This window comes from Paenarthrobacter sp. NPDC089322, assembly GCF_040684895.1.
Taxonomy (GTDB): Bacteria; Actinomycetota; Actinomycetes; order Actinomycetales; family Micrococcaceae; genus Arthrobacter.
Genome location: NZ_JBFBGW010000016.1, coordinates 14,826 through 34,272 on the forward strand (window position 1 = coordinate 14,826; position 19,447 = coordinate 34,272).

Annotated in this window: 23 protein-coding genes; 18 read left to right on the top strand and 5 right to left on the bottom strand. The window is 61.0% G+C overall.

Annotated features, from left to right (window positions below; all coding sequences use genetic code 11):
- Positions 1 to 34: 34 nt before the first annotated feature.
- Both AB0N65_RS15130 and AB0N65_RS15135 read right to left on the bottom strand, forming a co-directional pair.
- A complete protein-coding gene (locus AB0N65_RS15130; protein ID WP_364163112.1) occupies positions 35 to 523 on the bottom strand; it encodes a hypothetical protein in 489 nt (162 codons plus the stop codon).
- A complete protein-coding gene (locus AB0N65_RS15135) occupies positions 498 to 1,535 on the bottom strand; it encodes a TOMM precursor leader peptide-binding protein (RefSeq protein ID WP_364163115.1) in 1,038 nt (345 codons plus the stop codon). Before AB0N65_RS15135 ends, AB0N65_RS15130 begins: the two co-directional genes overlap by 26 nt.
- A 266-nt stretch (positions 1,536 to 1,801) precedes the next feature.
- Here AB0N65_RS15135 and AB0N65_RS15140 point away from each other — a divergent pair, with 266 nt between their 5' ends.
- The gene (locus AB0N65_RS15140) at positions 1,802 to 2,341 is read left to right on the top strand and encodes a GNAT family N-acetyltransferase (protein ID WP_364163118.1); all 540 of its coding nucleotides are present in this window, start codon (positions 1,802 to 1,804) and stop codon (positions 2,339 to 2,341) included.
- A gap of 103 nt (positions 2,342 to 2,444) precedes the next feature.
- Here the strand turns inward: AB0N65_RS15140 and AB0N65_RS15145 are convergent, their stop codons facing one another.
- Positions 2,445 to 3,338 carry a LysR substrate-binding domain-containing protein gene (locus AB0N65_RS15145; RefSeq protein ID WP_364163121.1) on the bottom strand — a complete coding sequence of 298 codons (894 nt, stop codon included), beginning with the start codon at positions 3,336 to 3,338 and terminating at the stop codon, positions 2,445 to 2,447.
- Between the two features lie 115 nt (positions 3,339 to 3,453).
- On the opposite strand from AB0N65_RS15145, the gene AB0N65_RS15150 reads away from it, so the two are divergent.
- From AB0N65_RS15150 to AB0N65_RS15160, 3 genes are read left to right on the top strand one after another with little or no spacing between them, the layout of a single operon-like run.
- The gene (locus tag AB0N65_RS15150; RefSeq protein WP_364163123.1) at positions 3,454 to 4,218 is read left to right on the top strand and encodes an enoyl-CoA hydratase/isomerase family protein; all 765 of its coding nucleotides are present in this window, start codon (positions 3,454 to 3,456) and stop codon (positions 4,216 to 4,218) included.
- A 44-nt stretch (positions 4,219 to 4,262) separates the two neighbouring features.
- Positions 4,263 to 5,846 (top strand): AMP-binding protein, encoded by a 1,584-nt coding sequence (locus tag AB0N65_RS15155; RefSeq protein ID WP_364163126.1) that lies wholly within the window; start codon positions 4,263 to 4,265, stop codon positions 5,844 to 5,846.
- A complete protein-coding gene (locus AB0N65_RS15160) occupies positions 5,843 to 7,168 on the top strand; it encodes an MFS transporter (protein WP_364163129.1) in 1,326 nt (441 codons plus the stop codon). The genes AB0N65_RS15155 and AB0N65_RS15160 overlap by 4 nt, the downstream gene beginning before the upstream one ends.
- A gap of 59 nt (positions 7,169 to 7,227) precedes the next feature.
- Here AB0N65_RS15160 and AB0N65_RS15165 read toward each other — a convergent pair whose 3' ends face one another.
- Positions 7,228 to 7,647, bottom strand: coding sequence for a hypothetical protein (locus AB0N65_RS15165; protein ID WP_364163131.1), 420 nt, complete (start codon positions 7,645 to 7,647; stop codon positions 7,228 to 7,230).
- 97 nt (positions 7,648 to 7,744) lie between these two features.
- A complete protein-coding gene (locus AB0N65_RS15170) occupies positions 7,745 to 8,086 on the bottom strand; it encodes an amidase domain-containing protein (protein ID WP_364163378.1) in 342 nt (113 codons plus the stop codon).
- 1,122 nt (positions 8,087 to 9,208) lie between these two features.
- Here AB0N65_RS15170 and mpaB point away from each other — a divergent pair.
- From mpaB to AB0N65_RS15240, 14 genes are all read left to right on the top strand, one after another.
- Positions 9,209 to 10,225 carry a daptide biosynthesis RiPP recognition protein gene (gene mpaB / locus AB0N65_RS15175; protein WP_364163134.1) on the top strand — a complete coding sequence of 339 codons (1,017 nt, stop codon included), beginning with the start codon at positions 9,209 to 9,211 and terminating at the stop codon, positions 10,223 to 10,225.
- Between the two features lie 11 nt (positions 10,226 to 10,236).
- Positions 10,237 to 11,496: a daptide-type RiPP biosynthesis aminotransferase gene (mpaD, locus tag AB0N65_RS15180; RefSeq protein ID WP_364163137.1), complete on the top strand. Its 1,260-nt coding sequence runs from the start codon at positions 10,237 to 10,239 to the stop codon at positions 11,494 to 11,496.
- Positions 11,493 to 12,707, top strand: coding sequence for a daptide-type RiPP biosynthesis dehydogenase (gene mpaC / locus AB0N65_RS15185; RefSeq protein WP_364163140.1), 1,215 nt, complete (start codon positions 11,493 to 11,495; stop codon positions 12,705 to 12,707). Before mpaD ends, mpaC begins: the two co-directional genes overlap by 4 nt.
- 4 nt (positions 12,708 to 12,711) lie before the next feature.
- The gene (locus AB0N65_RS15190; protein ID WP_364163143.1) at positions 12,712 to 12,855 is read left to right on the top strand and encodes a daptide-type RiPP; all 144 of its coding nucleotides are present in this window, start codon (positions 12,712 to 12,714) and stop codon (positions 12,853 to 12,855) included.
- A 50-nt stretch (positions 12,856 to 12,905) separates the two neighbouring features.
- Entirely contained in the window at positions 12,906 to 13,031 is a 126-nt protein-coding gene (locus AB0N65_RS15195) for a daptide-type RiPP (RefSeq protein WP_364163146.1), read from the top strand.
- Positions 13,032 to 13,077: 46 nt separating this feature from the next.
- Entirely contained in the window at positions 13,078 to 13,209 is a 132-nt protein-coding gene (locus AB0N65_RS15200; RefSeq protein ID WP_364163149.1) for a daptide-type RiPP, read from the top strand.
- Between the two features lie 83 nt (positions 13,210 to 13,292).
- A complete protein-coding gene (locus AB0N65_RS15205) occupies positions 13,293 to 13,754 on the top strand; it encodes a class I SAM-dependent methyltransferase (RefSeq protein WP_364163151.1) in 462 nt (153 codons plus the stop codon).
- A gap of 20 nt (positions 13,755 to 13,774) precedes the next feature.
- Positions 13,775 to 14,110, top strand: a complete 336-nt coding sequence (locus tag AB0N65_RS15210; protein WP_364163154.1) for a hypothetical protein — start codon at positions 13,775 to 13,777, stop codon at positions 14,108 to 14,110.
- Positions 14,107 to 15,312: a YcaO-like family protein gene (locus AB0N65_RS15215; RefSeq protein ID WP_364163157.1), complete on the top strand. Its 1,206-nt coding sequence runs from the start codon at positions 14,107 to 14,109 to the stop codon at positions 15,310 to 15,312. The genes AB0N65_RS15210 and AB0N65_RS15215 overlap by 4 nt, the downstream gene beginning before the upstream one ends.
- A gap of 14 nt (positions 15,313 to 15,326) precedes the next feature.
- Positions 15,327 to 16,994, top strand: coding sequence for a daptide biosynthesis intramembrane metalloprotease (gene mpaP / locus AB0N65_RS15220; RefSeq protein ID WP_364163160.1), 1,668 nt, complete (start codon positions 15,327 to 15,329; stop codon positions 16,992 to 16,994).
- Positions 16,991 to 17,701 carry an ATP-binding cassette domain-containing protein gene (locus AB0N65_RS15225; RefSeq protein ID WP_364163163.1) on the top strand — a complete coding sequence of 237 codons (711 nt, stop codon included), beginning with the start codon at positions 16,991 to 16,993 and terminating at the stop codon, positions 17,699 to 17,701. The genes mpaP and AB0N65_RS15225 overlap by 4 nt, the downstream gene beginning before the upstream one ends.
- Positions 17,698 to 18,447, top strand: coding sequence for a hypothetical protein (locus AB0N65_RS15230; protein WP_364163166.1), 750 nt, complete (start codon positions 17,698 to 17,700; stop codon positions 18,445 to 18,447). Before AB0N65_RS15225 ends, AB0N65_RS15230 begins: the two co-directional genes overlap by 4 nt.
- A gap of 81 nt (positions 18,448 to 18,528) precedes the next feature.
- Positions 18,529 to 19,152 carry a hypothetical protein gene (locus tag AB0N65_RS15235; RefSeq protein WP_364163169.1) on the top strand — a complete coding sequence of 208 codons (624 nt, stop codon included), beginning with the start codon at positions 18,529 to 18,531 and terminating at the stop codon, positions 19,150 to 19,152.
- A 31-nt stretch (positions 19,153 to 19,183) separates the two neighbouring features.
- Complete coding sequence (locus tag AB0N65_RS15240) at positions 19,184 to 19,372, top strand: hypothetical protein (protein ID WP_364163172.1); 189 nt, start codon at positions 19,184 to 19,186, stop codon at positions 19,370 to 19,372.
- Positions 19,373 to 19,447 lie beyond the last annotated feature (75 nt).

Below are 19,447 nucleotides of genomic sequence, written 5' to 3' on the forward strand. Positions count from 1 at the left end.
TGCAGCGTTGCGCACAGGGCGGAGCTGGACTGGTTTACTGCGAAGTTGTCGGAACATAGGTGTACACAATCTCCTTTTCCTCAGGCATTCCCCGAACAGTAGTTGCCACAAGGATGTCCATCCTCAAGGGAAGGTGGGGCAGGTGAACGGGGGCGCGAACCTCGTCAAACGGCCTCCACGTGTTGCTGCGAAGCCTCCGGACGATTCTCTGGCAGAGGACCTTCTTTGGTCGCTCTTCCTCAGCCATGAAGATGTTGGCGAAGACAGCTCCTGCCCGGAAGAACTGAGTTGGAAGGCAGTTTGCTGGACCGCAAGCAACGGTTATGCCATCAGGCAGGTGGAATTCAACTGCGAATCTTGAGACGCGGTCCTTGAACTTCGCATTGAACATATTGTTTGACGCGATTGGCCAGAAGTTTCTGTTGGCTACCGTTGCGGCGATTGAGGCTACGACGTAAGCCCCTGTCAAAGCAACGGTCGCCATGCCCTTGTTGCAGTCAGGCGCACGCAGCACAGCGGCCATTCCTGGCGAAATCCTCGAACTCAGACGATAACTCCAATGAGTCAAAAACCAGCCTCCTGCCGTCAAGGTTGGTGGATCCGGTGAGCAGGTAGCGGAACACTTCCATGGATGCAATGGATGCCACGATGGAGTTCAGGGGTCCAAAGCTCGGAGCTTGGTATGAGCTATTGAGATTCGTGGTGGAGAGAGACGCGTTTGATTTGGTCCTGTCATCGTTATCTGTTGCTGCGCATTGCAGGCAAGGGGTGATGCCCGGTCGTACAACTGGGCCCACCACTCCACGCGTATCCTGATACCCGGCGCACGTAAAAGGTGTGCCGGTGGCGATGGACGCCTGGTTAGACCACTCGAGCACTTCCTGGGGTGTGTCAGCGGAGACCACAACGAAGTCTGAGTCCTGGAAAACAGGCAGTAGGTCCTCTACTCCGGCGATCATGGAGGCGACTTCCACCGTGTTAATGTCGGGAGCCCTAAGGTGAAGATTTCTAGCAGCGGCTTGGATTTTGGGAGTACCGACATCCTGCGCCGTGAAGAGGTACTGCCGGGTGAGGTTGCTCTCTTCTACAGTGTCTCCATCGACCAAGATCATGGCACCCACTCCGGCTGTGGCGAGTTGCATGGCTACGTTTGTTCCGATTCCTCCCACGCCGATTAGCGTGACCCTTCGGCTGCGCAGCAGATCGCTGGCTCCGGGGCCGGTGCTGTGTGCAAGCCCAAAGTACAGGTCATGACGGCTGTACCGGCCGGAGAGATCGAACCTGTACGGCACCAGAATCTCGGCGTCGATAAGTTCCCCGACGATCGATCCGGAGCCTTCACCCAGCAGGAGTTCGGCCTTGCCGCTCAAATCGTCGAGTGTCCGTGGCTGTGAAGCGAAGCTGAGCAGTTCGGCCAGCCCGTCTGGCGCGTCCTCAATTTCGATTGCGTTGGGCGGTGCCAATCCGATCTGCACGGCCGTTTCCGTGGTGATGACTGGTAGCGACTGCTTAAGGGAGTAGGTTACGGCTGCCAATTCTTGCCTCCAATGATGAGTGGGGACCACGCTGTGCGTGGCCCCCACTATTTATTCTTGGTTTAGTTGAACACGAAGTTCAGCTTGGAACGGCGCTTGGCCAGTCGCTTGAGCTTAAGCACTTGAATCACTCCTTGATGTTTATCAACTTGTTGGACGTAATGAATCTACGATGCTTGTCATGAATATGACAAGTTTGTCGCAAACTTTTCTTCGTGTCGCTTGGTGCGGCCCCCAGGGTGCCATTGCGGTATAGAGTCGAGGGCATGTTTGAACTCGTCGCGCCGAATGTGGCCTTTCATCAGTCATTCCTTGAGTCCCACAGTGAGTGGGCGGGCGACCATCAGGACGGTGCCGCCCTCTTCATGGCGGACGACGTCACCCGTCCCGAAGGCTTCGCAGCTTGGGTTGGCAAGTTGTTGGCCGCTGAAAGCGCGCCCGTGAAGGATGGCATGGTTCCGTGTACATATCTGTGGATCACCGAAGGCCCACGCTATGTAGGGGCGATTGCGTTCCGGCACCATCTGACGCCGGCCCTCCTGAATTCGGGCGGGCACATTGGCTATGGGGTTCGCCCCTCCGACCGCAGAAGGGGTGCGGCAACCTGGGCCATGCGGGAATTGTTGGGCCGCTTGGCCGCGCGAGGAGAGCCGGATCGTGTTCTGCTGACCTGTGATGACGATAACTCGGGGTCAATCAGAACCATCGAGCGTTGCGATGGACGCCTCGAAGATGTGCGCACGGGTGGAGATGGGCGGCTTTTCCGCCGGTACTGGATTGAGCTGGGAACACCTGCAGCACGTTAAAACTGGCTCCGTAAATTCAATGCCGTGTCAAGGCGCTTCGTAACTCGGTGATCATCGCCGTCGTGACGACAACGGTGGCGCTGGTCTTGGCGGGCGAGATGCGTCACCCATGACCACCAGCCCTCAACCCCGCCCCCACAGCCGCCACGAACGCATCCGTCTCCGCTGACCTCCGGCTCTTCAACCACAGCGCCGACGTCCGCCAAGCCAGCGGATCCCCAACCAGCGGCCGCCACACAATTCCAGCGGGAAGAGGCGTCCATGGCTCCTCATTGAAGTGCACACCCCGGCCGGCCAGGATCAGCCCGTGTGTGAAGTGCTGATTCCTGGCGTGAACAATAGCCGCCGGCAAGTACCCAGCATCCCGGCACGTGTGCAGGAACGAGTCGTACAGAGTCGGGGCCATGTACCGCGGGAAGATAATCAGTGGACTCCCCGCCAGGTCGCCCAGCCGAACTGAAGGCAAAGAAGCCAACGAATGCGAAGCACTCAACACCACCCCCAGCGCCCGCGAGAACACGGGCCCCGACTCGAAACCCACGCTGCTCAAAGGGTGACGGACCACCGCAACGTCCAGTTCGCCGTCGCGCAATCGCTCAATCTGCTCCACCGTGGTGAGTTCGTGCAGGTTCAGCAGCACATCAGGCGCGGACGAAGCAAAAGAAGAAACCATCGTAGAGAGCGCAACAGGGTTCGTGTCCGGCGGCACCGCCACCTGCAGCACCCCGGAAGCCCCAGGCCGTATGCGGCGCATCGACTCCTGCGCCATCGCCACATGATCCAGCACCCCGCGGGCATGTTCCAGGAGCAAAGCCCCGGCCTCGGACAGTTCCACGCCCGTCCGTCGTCGGTGAAACAACAAGACCCCCAGCTCCTTCTCCAGGTCCTTGATCCGCTGGGAAAGAGGGGGCTGAGCCATGTGCAAACGCTGTGCGGCCCGCCCGAAATGCAGCTCCTCGGAGAGCACTACAAAGTACTTGAGATGGTGGAGATCCATCCGCGCACCATATCAGTTTGGTATCACGGCGAGTAGATATTGATGTTAGACGGGTCACAATCGTCGGTGGTCAGATGAGACAACGCCAACCGCCAAAGAAAAAGGAAACTCCCCAATGTCCCAAGAGGTCCTCTTCGAACAAACCGGCTCCGTCGCCACCATCACCCTCAACCGTCCGGACAAGCTCAACGCGTGGACCAAGGCCATGCGCGACGAACTCATCGCCCACCTCGAAGGCCTCAAAGGCAACGAGGAAATCCGAAGCGTCATCCTGACTGGAACAGGTCGCGCTTTCTGTGCCGGACAGGACCTTGCCGAAACCGCCGGTATGGATCCCGAGGACCACGAGTCCGCCGAGGCCTGGATCGACGGCTTCGACCGCCTCTACCGCGCCGTCCGCAACCTCGACCAGATCACCATCGCCGCGGTCAACGGCGTCGCCGCCGGCTCAGGCTTCCAGTACGCGCTCCTCGCGGACCTCCGTGTAGGCGACTCGCAAGTCCGCATGGGCCAACCCGAAGTCCTCTCCGGCATCCCCAGCATCACCGGCATCTGGGCCATGTGGAGCATCCTCGGCAAGTCCAAGACGTCCCAGTTCGTACTCACTGGCGAACTGGTCGACGCGCAAGAGGCCCAGCGTCTCGGCCTCCTTAACTACGTGGCGGACGACGGCGGCACGCTGGCTTACGCCCAGGAACTCGCCTCGCGCTTGAGCCTCCTTCCTCCGGGTGCGGTCAGGCTGACAAAGAACCGCCTCCGCAGTCTGGAAGACGACGATCTCACCGACGCGATGGCCGAAGCCAAGCGCGTCCACCGCGAGGCCTACGGCACCGGCGAACCTCAGCGCGAGATGGCCCGCTTCCTCGCCGGCCGCCGCTGAACCCGCCGTCGAGCTGCAAACAGAACCAAAGGAGGCATCCACGCATGACATCCACCGCAACCCAAGACCCCTACACCGAACTACAAAACTCCCACCGCTGGGAGGTGCCCGAGTTCTACAACATGGCCGCCGACGTCGCCGACCACCACCCTAGGGACAAGCGGGCACTCATTCTGGAGTCCGCCGTCGAAGGTCAACGAGAGGTGAGCTGGGGCGAAATCCAGGACCGCTCACGGCAAATCGCGGCCACGCTCCAAAAGGCCGGGATCAGGAAAGGTGACCGCGTCGCCGTCTTGCTTCCGCAGCGCGCCGACACCCCCGCTGCGTACCTAGGCGTGCTGCGGACGGGCGCCATTCTGGTGACGATGTCGCTGCTCTGGGCCGCGGAGCCGATCCGGTTCAGGCTGGAAGACAGCAGCGCATCGGTGATCATTGCTGAGGAATCCGCGAAGCACCTTTTTGAAGACTTCCAAGGCACCTTCATCGACATCGACAGCCCGGGAATCGCAGCAGCACCAACGAAGTTCCGGAACGTCGAGACCAATGCCGACGATCCCGCGCTCATCTTCTACACCTCGGGCACCACGGGCCGCGCCAAGGGAATCGTCCACGCGCACCGCACGCTCCTGGGCCACAACGAGTTCGAATACTGCCACCAGATCGGCGACGGCGACGTGTTCTACGGCGCGGGGGACTGGGCGTGGTCGCTCGCCAAACTCATGGGTCCGTTGCGGCTCGGCGCCACGCACCTGGTCTTCCGGCCGGAAGGCGGCTTCGACCCCGCAGCCCTGCTGGACGCCATGAGCCGCCACCGCGTCACCAGTGCGCTCGTCAATCCGACGTTCCTGCGCAAGATGCGCGAGGACGTGCCCGACGCCGGTACCCGCTTCCCGTTGTCACTGCGGACAGTTTGTTCGTCCAATGAGCCGCTGACGCCGGACCTCATCACGTGGTTCGACGAGCAGTTCGGCGTGAAGCTGCTGGATTACTACGGTTCCACGGAGTCGTACCCGCTGCTGGGGAACTACCCGGACGTGACGGTGAAGCCGGGCTCGATGGGCAGGCCGCTTCCCGGTTGGGACGTCCGGCTCCTGGACGAGAATGAGCAGGAAGTCCCGACGGGCGAGACCGGCGAGATCTGCCTGCGCGCCCGCTCCAACCCGCAGTTTCCCTTGGGATACTGGAACATGCCGGAGGCCTCAGCCGCCGCGTTCGGAGGGGATTGGTACCACACGAAGGATCAGGCCTACGCGGATGAGGACGGATATTTCTGGTTCCTGGGGAGGACCGACGACGTCATCAAAACATCCGGTTACCGTGTGGGGCCATACGAGCTGGAGGCTGTAATTCGCGAACTCGATCCCGTGAAGGACGTGTCCGTAACCGGTGTCCCCGATGAACTCCGCGGTCAGTCAATCAAAGCCTGGATCGAACTCATGCCAGGTTATGCCGGGGGAGCTGACCTGAACGAACAGATCGTGGCGCACGTGAAGGAAAACTATTCCCGCTTCGCGTATCCGCGGTTCATTGAATACGTTTCTGCCTTGCCCAAGTCCGCAACCGGCAAGGTCCAGCGCGCTCAACTTCGCGCACTCCCACACATTCCCCGTGAAGGACAGCCATCATGAATACTGTGACCCGGAATTCCGCCGCCGAAACCGAGGCGTCCCCGCGCCGGAACCTTAAGCGCGTTGCCGCGGCAGCCGCCGTCGGGAACTTCGTCGAATGGTTCGACTCCGCCGCCTACGCGGTCATGTCCGTCACCATTGCGAAGCTCTTCTTCCCGGATTACTCCACGACGGCGTCACTTCTGGCCGTGTGGGCGATCTTCGCCGGCGGTTTCATCGCCAGGCCGCTCGGGGCGGCTTTCTTTGGACGCTACGGCGACAGGATCGGCCGGAACAAGATGCTCGGACTGTGCGTGCTGATCATGAGCGCGGCGACGTTTTGTATCGGTATCCTGCCGACGTACGCCGTGATCGGTGTGTGGGCGCCGATTCTGCTCTTCGTCTTCCGGTCCGTGCAAGGGTTCACGACCGGTGGGGAGTACACGGGTTCGTCGGCCTTCATTGTGGAGTACGCTCCGGCCGGGAAGCGCGCAACCTACGCGAGCGTCATCCCCGCGACGGTTGGTCTGGCCTCGGTGGCGGGGGCCCTGCTCGGTGCGGCGATTACCTCGGTGTTGAGTGCCGAGGACCTTCAGGCGTGGGGTTGGCGGATTCCGTTCCTGTTGGCTGCGCCGCTTGGCCTCATCGGCTTGTACATCCGGTCCAAGGTTGACGACACTCCCGTGTTCCGTGGTTTGGAGAACGCCGGTGAAGTGGCCAAGAAACCGCTGGGTGACGCGATCCGTCTTTGCGCGCGTCAGATCTTCACGCTGTTCGGCTACAGCATCACGAACGCGATCGCGTACTACCTGATGAGCAGCTACATGATCGCTTACATGACCTCGAGCCTGGGTTACTCCTCGGCCGAGTCGATGATCACGAGCGTGGTGACGATGCTGGTCTACACAGCGGTTTGCCCGCTGGCAGCCAGGCTGAGTGACAGGTATGGGCGCAAGAAGATGTTGCTCGTGGCGTGCGTTGGTTTTGTGGTGATGACGATTCCGTCGTTCGCGATCATGCCCCTTGGGCTCGGCTTCGCGATTTTGGGCACGAGCATTCTCGGGGCGTTGGTGGCCGTCATTGGTACGTCGAACGTGCCGGCGCTGGTGGAGATGTTCCCGTCTTCAGTCCGGGCATCCGGTTCCGCTATTGGGTACACGTTGGCCTACGTGCTCTTCGGCGGGACGGCCCCGTTCGTGGCAACCGGTCTGGTGGCTGGGTTCGGGACCCCGCTGGCCCCGGCGTTTTACCTGATGGGGATGGCACTTGTCTCCGCCGTGGTTGTGGTGCTGTTCTTCCGGGAGACTAAGGATCTGTCGTTGTCGCGGGCTACGGTTTTGTAGCGTTCCGCGGAGATGCTCAGGCGACCCAGCTACCAGGAAGGGACGCCTGAGCTTTCCGCTTAAGAGGAGCTTGAACTGGCGGCAGGAGAGGAAGGTAGCCCTGCCTCTCCGAGTATCAGCTTCCACTTCGCCTGCAGCCAGGAGAGCCGGAAAGAGATGCTGTCCCCGTCAGCGTCAGTCGCTGTCGCCTCCTGATGGTCGGGTGACTGCCGTTCCCGCCATGAGAACTTGACTTCACCATCGAGTGATTCCGCCTCGGCTACCAAGTTTTCTGCAGCAGCGTCTCTTCCCTGCATGTCGGTCGCGGAGAGGCCGAGAAGTTTGTCTTGATCGCGGCCTCGAGCCGCGTCGAGCACAGTTTGCGCCACGGAATCCCGCTGGCTCAAATCGGGGTTGGCGATATTATCGCAATTCGCCAGCGTTAGACAAAGGAACGTCGCAGCGGTTATACGAAGAATTGCTTGTTGCTGGCGCCTCATGAGGTTCAATCTCCTGAATTTCAGTTATGTTCGAAGCGCATACCACGTTGCGTAGGGAAATGACGAGTATAAATTCCAAATGCTTCTATTCAACGTATCATTCGTGTGGTAGCTCACGCGGATGTCCCTGACTCCAGCTGACCATGGAGAGTAGGTCACTATATTGATCAGCCCAGCCTCCGGCGCGCAAGCTTTGGGAGACGAAATTTTGACAGTCATTGCCGAACTGTCGGTAAGCGGAGTTGCGACCGTAGGCCCACGAAGTTGCGTAGGACGTCATGGCTCCGTAGTTGTAGCCGGCCCCGAAGGTGCTCACCTGTCCGTCAGTTTTATTCTCAGGCTTTGCGTCGCCGACATAACCCTCCCTGGGAGCTGGATTTGCGGGGCTTGCTTTTAGACCTGGCCCAATACTCAAGGGTGCCCTCGTTGCGTGTGCCATCTGCGCATCACTTACAACCGTCGACGGCGGTAGTCCGTCGCGCTCTTTAGGCTCAATTGCATCGATAGTCCACTCTGCCCCGTTCTTTGTGAAGTGCACTATCTGTGCGTATCGGTACGTCTCGGGGGGACCGGACGCGTAGGCCAATTCTGTGAATTCGACGACCTCGCCTGTGGCTTGGCTGCCATGTACTTCGAACTTTTCGGCTTCGAACCTGGAACTCGATGATAGGTACTGCTCTCCGTACGCGCTCAGCCGCGCTTTGCGGGCTCTGAGTTCTTCGAACTGTGCGTGTACTTTTGGCCGCAAGTTCGGGCTAAATATTCTGTCAATATGGGTAACGGAAGCTTCTCGGCTGTTACTGGTCACAAGTTATTGGTTGCGCTCCAAGATCGCCCTATGGAGCTTTTCTGCTAGATCGATGCGGACTGTCGGGTCGGTGGCAGCGGGATCATTTGCTGCGTGCGCTCCTTCCGTCATGCCTGCAACGAGAATTGCCAGCGCAAATCCGGTCGCACTTACTCGTTTAGTACGTATTTTCATCCTATGCCTCCACACATCTTCGGGCCACTGACAATCGGAACGTAAGACAGGTTTTGTCGACTAGGTGGTGAAAACCTCGAAAATAGGTGCTGACTGCGGCGTTCTAGGTGGTGATTTCGGTGAAAATGAGTGGTGAATTGCTCGGGAGTAGGTGGTCACGGTCCTCGGGTAGTGGCGAAGTCGTCTAAAAGGACTGGGTGATCCGTCGTAGGTGCATTGCCTTGTCGAGATGGGAGCGGTTCGCGGACATTTGGGACTTTTACACCCTCGCTCAGGACGACGGCGTTCTCGTGCGCTGGCACGTACAGGCCAACGACATCGGAGCTGACCAGATAGGTCAGACGGTTATGGGACTACCACCGGTTTTGCTGACTCGGGGAGTCCCACCACCTAGACCACCCCCAACCACCACCTAGGTGGTGCCCGCCAACACCTAATTTTCCCGCTATCACCACCTAGTTCCCGTTTTTCGCACTAGGGCCCTTCAGCGTCCCCATAGTGTCCTTCCCAAGGACGAGCCCTCGAACAAGAGTCGAGGGCCGCCCATGGGAACGTGCACAACTATTGGGGGTTGGGTAATTGACGCTGAATGAGCAACAGACCATTGCCGCGGCTGTAGATCAGTGGATCACGGGAATTCCTGGACGAATTCCGGGGCAGACCATCTTTGTAGAGAACCCCGAGCACGTGCCGTATGCGCACGAACTCGCAGATGAGGAATCCATTGTCCTCGTCCTGAACGGCGACGACGGCGACGACAAAGTTATTGCGGTGGCGGGGACCTTCGATGTCTCCGGAGAAGAACTGCTCGTCGGGGGCCAGCTAAGCCTGGAGATCCAGGACTATCTGGCTATTCCGTTCATCAGTCTGGTGGGCGTCACCGTTGTCCGTATCACCACCGATGACGACTGGCGGGCCTTCTTCGATGACGCCACTGAGGCCCGGCGCTCGGGCCACTTCGTCCGGCAGTTGACGGAGGTCAATGCGGTCCTGGCCGAACGTGGGCTGCTGGCAGGAGAACGCATCCACCGGCTCGCGAGGCTTCACATCGCCGCCGACGGAACGATCCCCAGCGGGCCGTATGGAGCAAAGATCGGCCGAGCCGGCGACCCAATGCATGACCTTCAAAGCAAAGCCCTCGCACTTCCACCGGGTTCTGCTGTGGCTTCAGTGGCCGGTGCTCTGGATGTCCGGGAATCCTTGGCGAACAGGCCGTGGATTCCTCGCTACCTGGCTGCACTTGATGCTTGGAAGTTCATTCCCCGCGATGACCGCCCGGACACCCGGTTTGTTGGTTTCGGCCTCAGCCTCTACGGGGCAACCATAAACGACGACCTACCTTCACCGAGCGCGCCGTTCATCATCCAACAAGGGATCCAGTTCAAGCTGCTTGATACGAGGACGGGCCGACTCTTCAAGCTCGGACCGGACGCGGCAACCGTCATTGAAGCCGTCTCGAACCTGCGTGACCTCAAGGCAGCAGCTGCCGCCGTCGCTATACCATTGGGTGTCTCCAAGGAACTGGCCGAGTCATCCGCCCAAGCGGTCATCGACGAGTTCGCGCAGTTGGGCATCGACATCCTCGGTACACGCTGATGCCGGCGCAAGTGACGAAGCTTCCGCTCTGGGTTCCTCTGGTCGCGCAGCAGGAGTTCAGCCCAAGAAGCTACACCGCCGTGAGCGCACACGGCGTCCGCGTGACATACGAAGACGGCCTGGATCGACTGGATGCCAAGAGCGGCCTGTGGAATGCCAACCTTGGGTACGGCAACCAGCGCATCGCGGAGGCAATCGCGGCTGAGCTCAAAACGGCATCCTACCTTCCTCTCTTCAGGACCGCCCACCGCAAAGCAATCGAAGCCTCCAACGCACTGCTTTCGCTTCCGGCCCACCCCTTCAAACGGATTGTCTTTTCAACATCGGGTGGGGCTGCAAACGACGCCGTCATGAAGCTTGCCCGTCAGTACTTCGCTCTGGACGGCCAGCCGGAACGCAAGCTCATCGTCGGGCTCAGCGGTAGCTACCACGGGCTGACCTACGGCAGCCAGGCGCTCAGCGGAGATGAACTGGGGCAAGCCGTCTATGCCGTGGACCGACGCGCCATTCGGCATATCCGTTTCGACGACGACGCCAAGGAGCTGGCTCAGCTCATGGCCCGCGAAGGACACCGGGTTGCGGCCGTCATTATCGAGCCGGTCCTGGGCTCGGGGGCGGACGTGGTGCCGAAGGAATTCGTCGCAGCACTTACGAAGTACCGCGAAGAACACGGATTCCTCCTTGTCGCTGACGAGGTTGCCACAGGATTCGGTCGTGTGAAGTCGTGGTTCGTATCGGATGAGTGGCCCCAAGCACCGGATGTCATCGTCACGTCCAAAGGTCTGACGAACGGCACCAGCGCCTGCGCCGCCCTCCTCATCGGGGAGCGCATCACGGAAAAGTTCGATTCCAGCGAGTCCATCTTTATCCACGGCGAGACCCAAGCGGGGTCCCCGGCCACCTGTGCCGCCATTCTCAGCACCATCGACGAGATGAAGAGGCTGGATCACGAGCACCTGACGAGCCAGGTTTCGGCCGGCCTGGACCAGCTCATCGAGGAGTTGCAGGACATGCAAAGTGTAGGCAACGCCACGGGTCGGGGATGCATGCGGGGGTTGAAGCTTCACACCCGCAACGGGCTGGCCGCGTCACCGAACCAGGTCATGGCCGTAGTTCGCCGGATCCATCAAGCAGGCGCAATCGTGCAACCCGGTCCGGGGCGGATTCAGCTCCTGCCCGCACTGGTCTACACGCAGGAGAACTACGAGGAACTCCTCACCGCCATCAAGACCGGTCTGAAGCAGGCTGCACGCGATGGAGTCCTTGCATGATCGCCGACCGCATGTGGAGGACACGCTGCATCGTCCTGGACTCAGGCATAACTCCCAAGTACATCGGTGGACTCACCCGCGGCCGCACCGGTCTAGTGGTGGACAGCGCGCTCGCCGAACATCGCGATCGTTTGCTGGCCGGAGACCTGAGGGATGCACAAGTCCTTGAGCTGAACGCCGCGCCCGTCACCATTGAGACACTGCGCGAGGTGGGCACGTTCATCCGCAACAACGGGATTCAAACCATCGTGGGGCTCGGCGGCGGCTCGGTCCTGGACGCCGTAAAACTTGCGACCCTCTTCACGTCAGAGCCAAACCTGGCCACTTTCGCTGAACGCCACGCCAAGCGCTCCGGGCTGTTGGTTCTGCCGCCGTCCATGAGCCTGAAAGAACGCCCGCGGACCATTCTCATGCCGTCCACCGTGGGGACCGGCGCGGAAGTCAGCGGTGTAGCGTGCCTGGACACCGCCGTCGGACGCCGCCTTATAGTCTCCCCGTACCTGGCGGGTGACGTCGCGGTGCTCGACGCCGGCCACCTCGCCACGCTGCCGGGGCAGCTGGTTCTCGAAGGGCTGCTGGAAGCGCTCCTGAGGGTGGCCGGCACCATGATCGGCAGCACCCGCAGCGTCTTCGACGACGATGGTTATTCACTTGTGGCGCGCATAGTTCGCTTGGGCCAGCGGCTACTGAGCGACGACTCACCGGAACTGCGGTTGGTTGCCGCCCGTCTCAGCATGGAGACGCATACCGGTTGGTCCCTGGTAGCCCGGAATCCGTACGGCGCCAAGCACTGGTACATAGCCAACGAGCTTGCCTACGTGACCGGGACACGGAAGATGACCGCGACGGCTTCGGTTGTCGGTCCGATTTGGGAAGAAATCGAAAACGGGGCATCAACCTGGGGCGACCGCCGTCGTCTCCAAGAGCTCTGGTCCGTTGTGACCGATGCCGTTCCGTCCCTGGATCCCAACGCGGGAACGGGCATCAACGAACTGATTCGGGAGTGGGGCATTCCGGGTCTCGGTGCCATCAGCGAGGAGGCGTTGGTGCGGACCACAGACGCCGTCATCAGGAACTGGGGAGGGGTCCTCCCCATGCTGCGAGGTATCGATGCCATGCAGGTCCAGCGCGTCCTGTCCGAGGCAGCGCACAGCCACACATCTTGCCAAGCCCAACGGGCGATTTACGAGCGGGTAGGGGAAAGGAGGTGAGGACATGAACAGCAGCGCAGCACCCAAGCTCCTGGATCTCAACATCCAGGAACTGGAAGCCATGGACGTCCCGGACGACTGGGACGAACGGATCAAGGGAATCTCGGCAGGCCTGGCGTTGGTAGGGATCGCGGTAGCGATCACCTGATCACCGCACGGCCCGGCCGCCAAGCAAGCATCGAAGGGAGGTGAACGCGAATGCGAAATCAGCTCAACCTCTCCATTGAGGAGATCGAGTCCACGGAGACCCCGGATTTCACCAATTGGTTCGTCGGTGTGTCCCAAGGAGTTGCCATAGGCATCATCGCGGTCAGCATCACGTAGAACCCGACTGTCCACTCGAGGCCCACAACCCAGGAAGGAGGAGCCAATGACCTCGAACCTTCAGCTGTCCATCAAAGAGCTGGAAAACCTCGACACCCCCGACGATACGCCGTGGTACATCCGCGTTGGTGACGTCATCATCATCGCCGGCATTGTCGTCGGAATTGCCGCTACCTAAGGCCGCCACCTAAGCCTGTACACGCGGGTGGCGCCGCCCGCGTGTACACCGTCCCTCTTTCACCTTCCGGAGAACACGAGCTGATGAACACCACACCCGACAAGACCGCCGACGCCATCCTGCGGGTCTTGGGACACGTCGATCCGCCCGAGGATCTGTATAGCGTTTCAGGATCCCGCCTCTACGACCTGATCACCGCCAACGACCTCACCGAGTTGCCGGAGATTTTGGCTGCCGCGCGAAAAACATCCGGTCCCATCCTCGAATTGGCCTCCGGTTCCGGCCGGATCACACGTCCGCTCCTGTCGCTGGGACGGTCGCTGACCGCCGTTGATTCTTCGCCGGAAATGCTCGCCCTGCTGAAGGCGAAGGTCGCAACGCAGGCCTTCAACCCCGGGGTGTGGCTGTCGAACTCGTTGAGGCGGACATGGCCGGCTTCGAGTACGACGGCGGGTTTGGTTGCGTCGTTCTCGGTGCCAGTTCGATCACTCTCCTTGATCCACAGCGCAGGCGTGAGTTGTTCCGCAGAGTGCGTGACTGCCTGACGCCTGGCGGCCGCTTCCTGATGACCGTCCTGAACGCAGACAGCCACCAAGGGGCCGAGGATTACGACGGCGGCACGACAGTCTCGGCCTTGGGCGAAGACGCATTCCTGATCACCGTTGAAAGCCGTGATCCCGTTAACGGTGCACGGCACGTCACGATGATTCACGTCGGCTTCAACGAGGGCGGCACCTACCGCTCCTCCGCATACTCAAGTGAGATTGCCTTCGTCAGTAACCACCTCCTCGAGGAAGAGATACTGTGCGAAGGCCTGACTATCGTTGAACGGCGCCCTGTTCGGATCGCGACGCCCACTCGGGGCTTGAGCGACGTCCAGCTGTGGGTGTGCAGCGCATGACCATCGATCCACTACGCACCCTTGATCCTTCCCTTGGCCTGGTTTCAGCATCCACTGTCCTCGTGCCAAACGAGGTCGGCCTCTGGCGCACGGTAGGACTGCTGGCCAACGGACAGACCTCAAACGGCGGGTTCTCATGTGCAGTAGGAGCCTTTGATGTCCAGAAACGGGCTTCGATAACCCTCGGTGCCGGTGAAGCCGTGGAGCGCTTCGCGTTGGCTCCCGCGCCGGATGACGCCGAGTACCTCCTTGCCGACCCCGGCAGCGTTGACCAAAGGATCGACTTTGTCACTGCGGGGTTGGGGCGCGCGTCTTCCCTCGTCCACGACTTTCCCTGGTACTGGGCCACTGACCTTCTGACAGGCGAGGAAGCACACGTTCCCGCTCCGCTGGTGGACTTCAGTCCCGGTGTCGCGGATCCGAACCCTTGGGACGCGTTCTTTGATCCCTCACCGAACGGTGCTGCTTCCGGATCTTCTGAAGGCTTTGCCCAGGCTGCTGGCGTTGCAGAAGTGCTTGAGCGTGATGCGTTCCTTAACGCTTGGAGGCTGAGGACGGCACTGCATCGCTTTGATGTGGAGCAAATGCCTGAATCAGTGCGGGCTGCCCCGGAGACCCGGAGCCTGCTCGTGCTCTTGGGCGCGGCACTGAAAGCCGGGGTCGAACCCATTCTTGCCTTCATCCCGGGCGACGGCGCACCGGTCGAGACGGCGGTGTGCATCATTCTCAGCGAAACCGGGCCGCTTCGTTTTGGTGCCGTCGGTCTCAAGGCTGCTGCCCATCCAGTAGCTGCGCTGAGGGGAGCGCTCCAGGAAGGGCTGCAGATCCGCGAACTCTTCCTTGCCCGAACCCCCTCCAAAGCGACTCCCATGGCGGTAACGGACGACGAATCGAGGGCCGACTTCTGGACGACCACAGAAGCAATTGCTGAATTGCGCAAGTGGTCCGACTCCTTCCGGACCTATCGCTTGCCTACTGCAAAGCGAGCTCCCGGCGTCGATGGCCTTGCGAAATACTTGGCCGCGAGGGACATCCGTTCGCTGTGGGTCAGCCTCACCCACCGGCTCCCTGAGGCCATACAGGAAATGGGCTGGGTGGCGGGCAAGGCCATCTGCCCCGGGACTATTCCCCTCACGATGGATGAGACCAAGGGCTTGTCCGTAGTTCCGGTCCCTACGGCAACCGCACATCCCTTGATATGAGCCGGGGCCTACGGATGAAGTCCTCCCAGGAGCGGCATGCAGTTGAATGGCCCGTGGGGCTTTCGCCTGCAGCGTCCATTGATGCGCCCCTGCAAGACGAAGGGCCGTGGATCGTGGCCATCAACGGCGTACCCAAAGCCAGGGTTTCCGCCGATGTGGCTGCGGTGCTGAACGCCGTGGACGGCGAGAAGACCCCTGCGCAGGTGGCCCTGCACCTGGGAAAGCCGTGGACCGCTGCCGACGTCTTGGGGATTGTGCGCCAGTTGGCGCACACGCGAATTTTCGACGACGGCGCCCGGCTGGGTGAGGAAAGCCGGGTCCAGTTCCGGGCACCATTGACGATTCAGTTCACCCTGTTCAACCCCTCGCCGTTTCTGCAGTCCTTGCGCCCTGCGGTGGCTGCGCTGGCCCGGCCGGCTACCCTGGCTCCTTTGGTGTTGCTGCTGCTCGGCGGGCTTGTAGGCGCGGTTTTGGCAGGACCAAATATCGGACGGGTTCTGGCGTCACCGCTGCCTGTGGAGGCCTACCTCTTCGTGCTGGGGGCGATGTTCGTATCGACATTGCTCCACGAACTCGGCCACGGCATGGCTCTTAGCTATTTTGGGGGCACTCCGCGGCGTATCGGGATCATGCTGTTCTACCTGTCGCCAGCGTTCTTTTGCGATGTGACCGACGGTTGGCGATTGGGATCCAGGAAGCAACGGGTGATCGTAGCTCTAGCCGGCCCTTTGGTTCACGTTGGCCTCGGCAGTATCGCCATGGCAACCCAGGGCCTTCTTCCGGATTCCTCGATGAAAGACGCAGCCGTCCTCTATGGCGTGATCTGCTATGCGGTTGCCATCCTGAACCTGTTTCCGTTCATCAAGCTCGATGGGTACGTGGCACTCATGTCCGCTGTCGACATTCCACACCTGCGGAAAAAGTCGCTTGATTCCTTGGCTGATGTTGTCGGCTCCGGCCTGCTGGGCTCCCGACGTTCAGTTCGCAGCCCGCGCCCCTTGCCGTGGTTTGGTCTCGCGAGCTTCGCAGCCGGGATCGGCTTCATGCTGCTCGGCTACCAGCGGCTCGTTCCGATCTTCCTGCAGTTCGGTTTGGTCGGGCACGCCGTGGTCCTGATGATCCTGTGCCTTTTGGTGTTCGTGGCCGTGAGGGCAACAGTCCGCTTCTTCCGGTCGGCCGCCACAAACGGAAGCCCGGCGTGGCGCCGTGGACTCGTGATCCTGTTTGGCGCGCTGGCGCTAGCCGCGCTGCTTTCAGCGATTCCCGTCAAGGCAGTGACGGTAGCCGGGTTCACGCATATCAATGGTGAGCTGCACGTGGTGGTGCCTCTCCAAGGAGCGGATGACCCGTTGCGTCCAGGCGACCAAGTGACGCTGCAGTCGCAGGGAATGATCATCCACCAAAACCTGGGCCGGGCCACGATACGCGACCAGCCGCCGTCGACGTCTTTGGCCCCGTTGGCCGCCGTCCTCCCCATTGCTTTGGAGGAGAACAACCTCCCTGTTGTTGCCTACGCCGCCACGGGCGAAGGAGGCCCAAACCTCCCGCCGGCCGGACGAGCCGAGGTGGTCGGCCAGCGGCAAACGAGCTTGGGGGAGTGGCTCTGGAACACTGCTACGAATTCCCCGCTTTGGCCGCCCCAATCCGGACAGACCACCGATTCCACGAAAGGGCATCCATGACGATCCTCGCCAGCTTTGAGCGCTTCAGTAAAAGGAGGGGCGCGCGGCTTGCCGTCGATGAGTTGACGTTCGACGTGCCGGCCGGTCGAGTGGTGGGGCTCATTGGCCCTAATGGCGCAGGGAAGAGCACTGCGCTCGCAGGGCTGACCGGTCTGGTGGAGGCAACATCCGGCCGGGCAACCGTGTTCGGCGTCAACTATCGGACCCTGCGAAGACCAGCCACCCAAGTGGGAGTGAACCTGGACGGAATGGACGTTGAGCCCGGGCTGACGGGTCGCCGGCACTTGCAGATCTGCCAGCTCGCTGCGGGCGTCAATCGGGTCAACGTGGACAGGGTGCTGGAGCAGGTTGATCTCGCGTCCGAGGCGAATAAGAAAGTGCGCGACTACTCCCTCGGAATGAGGCAACGCCTGGGTATCGCTTCCGCCATAATCGGGGATCCCCGTCTGCTGGTCCTCGATGAGCCCGCCAACGGCTTGGACCCGGAAGGCATCCAATGGCTGCGCCGGTTCCTTAGGGAGTTTGCAGCCAAGGGTGGCAGTGCCTTGGTGTCGAGTCACCAGCTCATGGAGCTGGAGCAAGTGGCCGACGAGGTGGTCGTCATCAAGCAGCGGACCTTGTTCCGGGGGTCCCTGGCGGAGGCCAAAGCCCTCGGGGGCGGAAGCCTGGAGTCGGCGTACTTCCACATCCTGGAGGGTGCGCAATGAACGTCGACGCCAGGGACGCGATGGTTGGCGGCCTTAGATCAGAGCTCCTGCGGTACTTCAGCGGGTACTCAATGCTGGGAGTGCTCGCATTCGGTGCTTTGGTTCCGTGGTTTGTTGCCAACTTCCTCGGCTGGCCTGATAACTCGGGCGCATTGTCGGCCGAATACAACATCCAGGCTTTCTGGGCACTAGCAACCACCATTGCCGTTGTGTCGAATTTTGCTGGGAGCTATGTGGTTTCGCGGGAGTCCTACTACGGCACACTGCGACGGACCGTTGTGATGTCGGGTTTGAAGCAGGTGGTGCTCCACAAATACATGGCAGCCTTCATCGTTGGGCTCGTTACTTTCGGGGCCGGCATCGCTCTGTGGGGTGGAACCGTCGCATTCGTTGTGTCGCCGGAAGTCCGGACGGAGCTGCTTTCGCCCGAATCCTGGCAGGCGCTGCCGGGTGTTCTGTTGGCGAGTGCGGTCGGAGCATTGTGGGGCTGCTCTCTCGGCTGGATGATCCAGCACTATTACGCGACGACGATTCTCACCATGCTGATTCCGCTCGCCGTTGAGCTACCCCTGTTAGCGAACGCACCCGACTTAGGGCGGTGGCTTCCTTCCGGCGCTTTCGCGGGGATCGCGTCACTGCCCATGGAGGGATTGCTTGATCCATTGCCGGCATTCCTGATGTCACTTGGATGGCTCGCTGTGGCTGGCGCAGGCGCAAGGTGGATTCTCATCCGGAAGGAATTCTAGGTGCTCAACGTGCTGCGCGCCTGCCTGTCAGAACTACGACGCCCGTGGCTCTGGAAAGGTTCAGCTGTGGGAGCCTTGCTGATGTTAGGGTTTCTCGGCTTGCTTGTCGCAGCCGTTATCACCGATTCCGACGTGCCCTCACAAAACCTGGACCGTACCTTCTTGGGACCAGGTCTCTCGCTCATGCTGACAGTTGCCGCAGTAGTGGGCTCATTCGCCTTCACATCCGATTACCGGGCAGGAGCGTTCAGCAGGCGGGTTCTGCTGTTTCAGCGGCATGCGGCCCTCGTAGCGCGAGGTACCACCACGACGCTGGCTGCTTCGTTTACGGGAGTTGTGGTTGGCCTCGCATTTGGGCTGTCCGGGACAATCTTGGGCGGAGCGTGGCATATGAGCGTTCAAGCAGTCCTGGCCTTTGCAGGTATAGCCGGCATGGGGGCACTGTGGGGCTTCGCCCTCGGCTCCCTCATTCGCAACCACCTTGTCACCCTGTTCGTGGTGCCGTTCAGCCTGGTTCTGCAAGAGTTCCTGGCCGACTCCCTGAAACCAACCGAGGCTTGGCTTTTCGCAGTCCAGGCCTCGGACTGGGCAAGCCACGCAGCTTTCAACATACCGGCTTCGGGGTCTTTCTTGGGAGCTGCGGGCTGGCTTTTAGTAGTTTCAGTGGCAGCCTCCTGGGCCTTCCTGGAACGCGACCTGGCCTGACACTTATCCACTTCATTTAAGGAACTCAACCGTGAAACGCAAACCCCTGGTCTGGCTCCTGCTGGCTCTCGCCCTCTTCGCCTACGCCGTGTCCATCTTCATCACAAGCCCGGCCGAATCCGTGTGGTCCATGGTTTCCGGGGTCATCTGCATCACCGCTTCGGCGGTTGTGTTCTGGCGATTCCTGGCGGAAAGCAGAGCCGACCGGAGCGAACAATGACACCCTTGCCTTCCGCCGGGCGGAGGCAGAAGCTAACAGCCGCGGGGCTCGCTTGCCGGGGACCGAAGTCCGTCG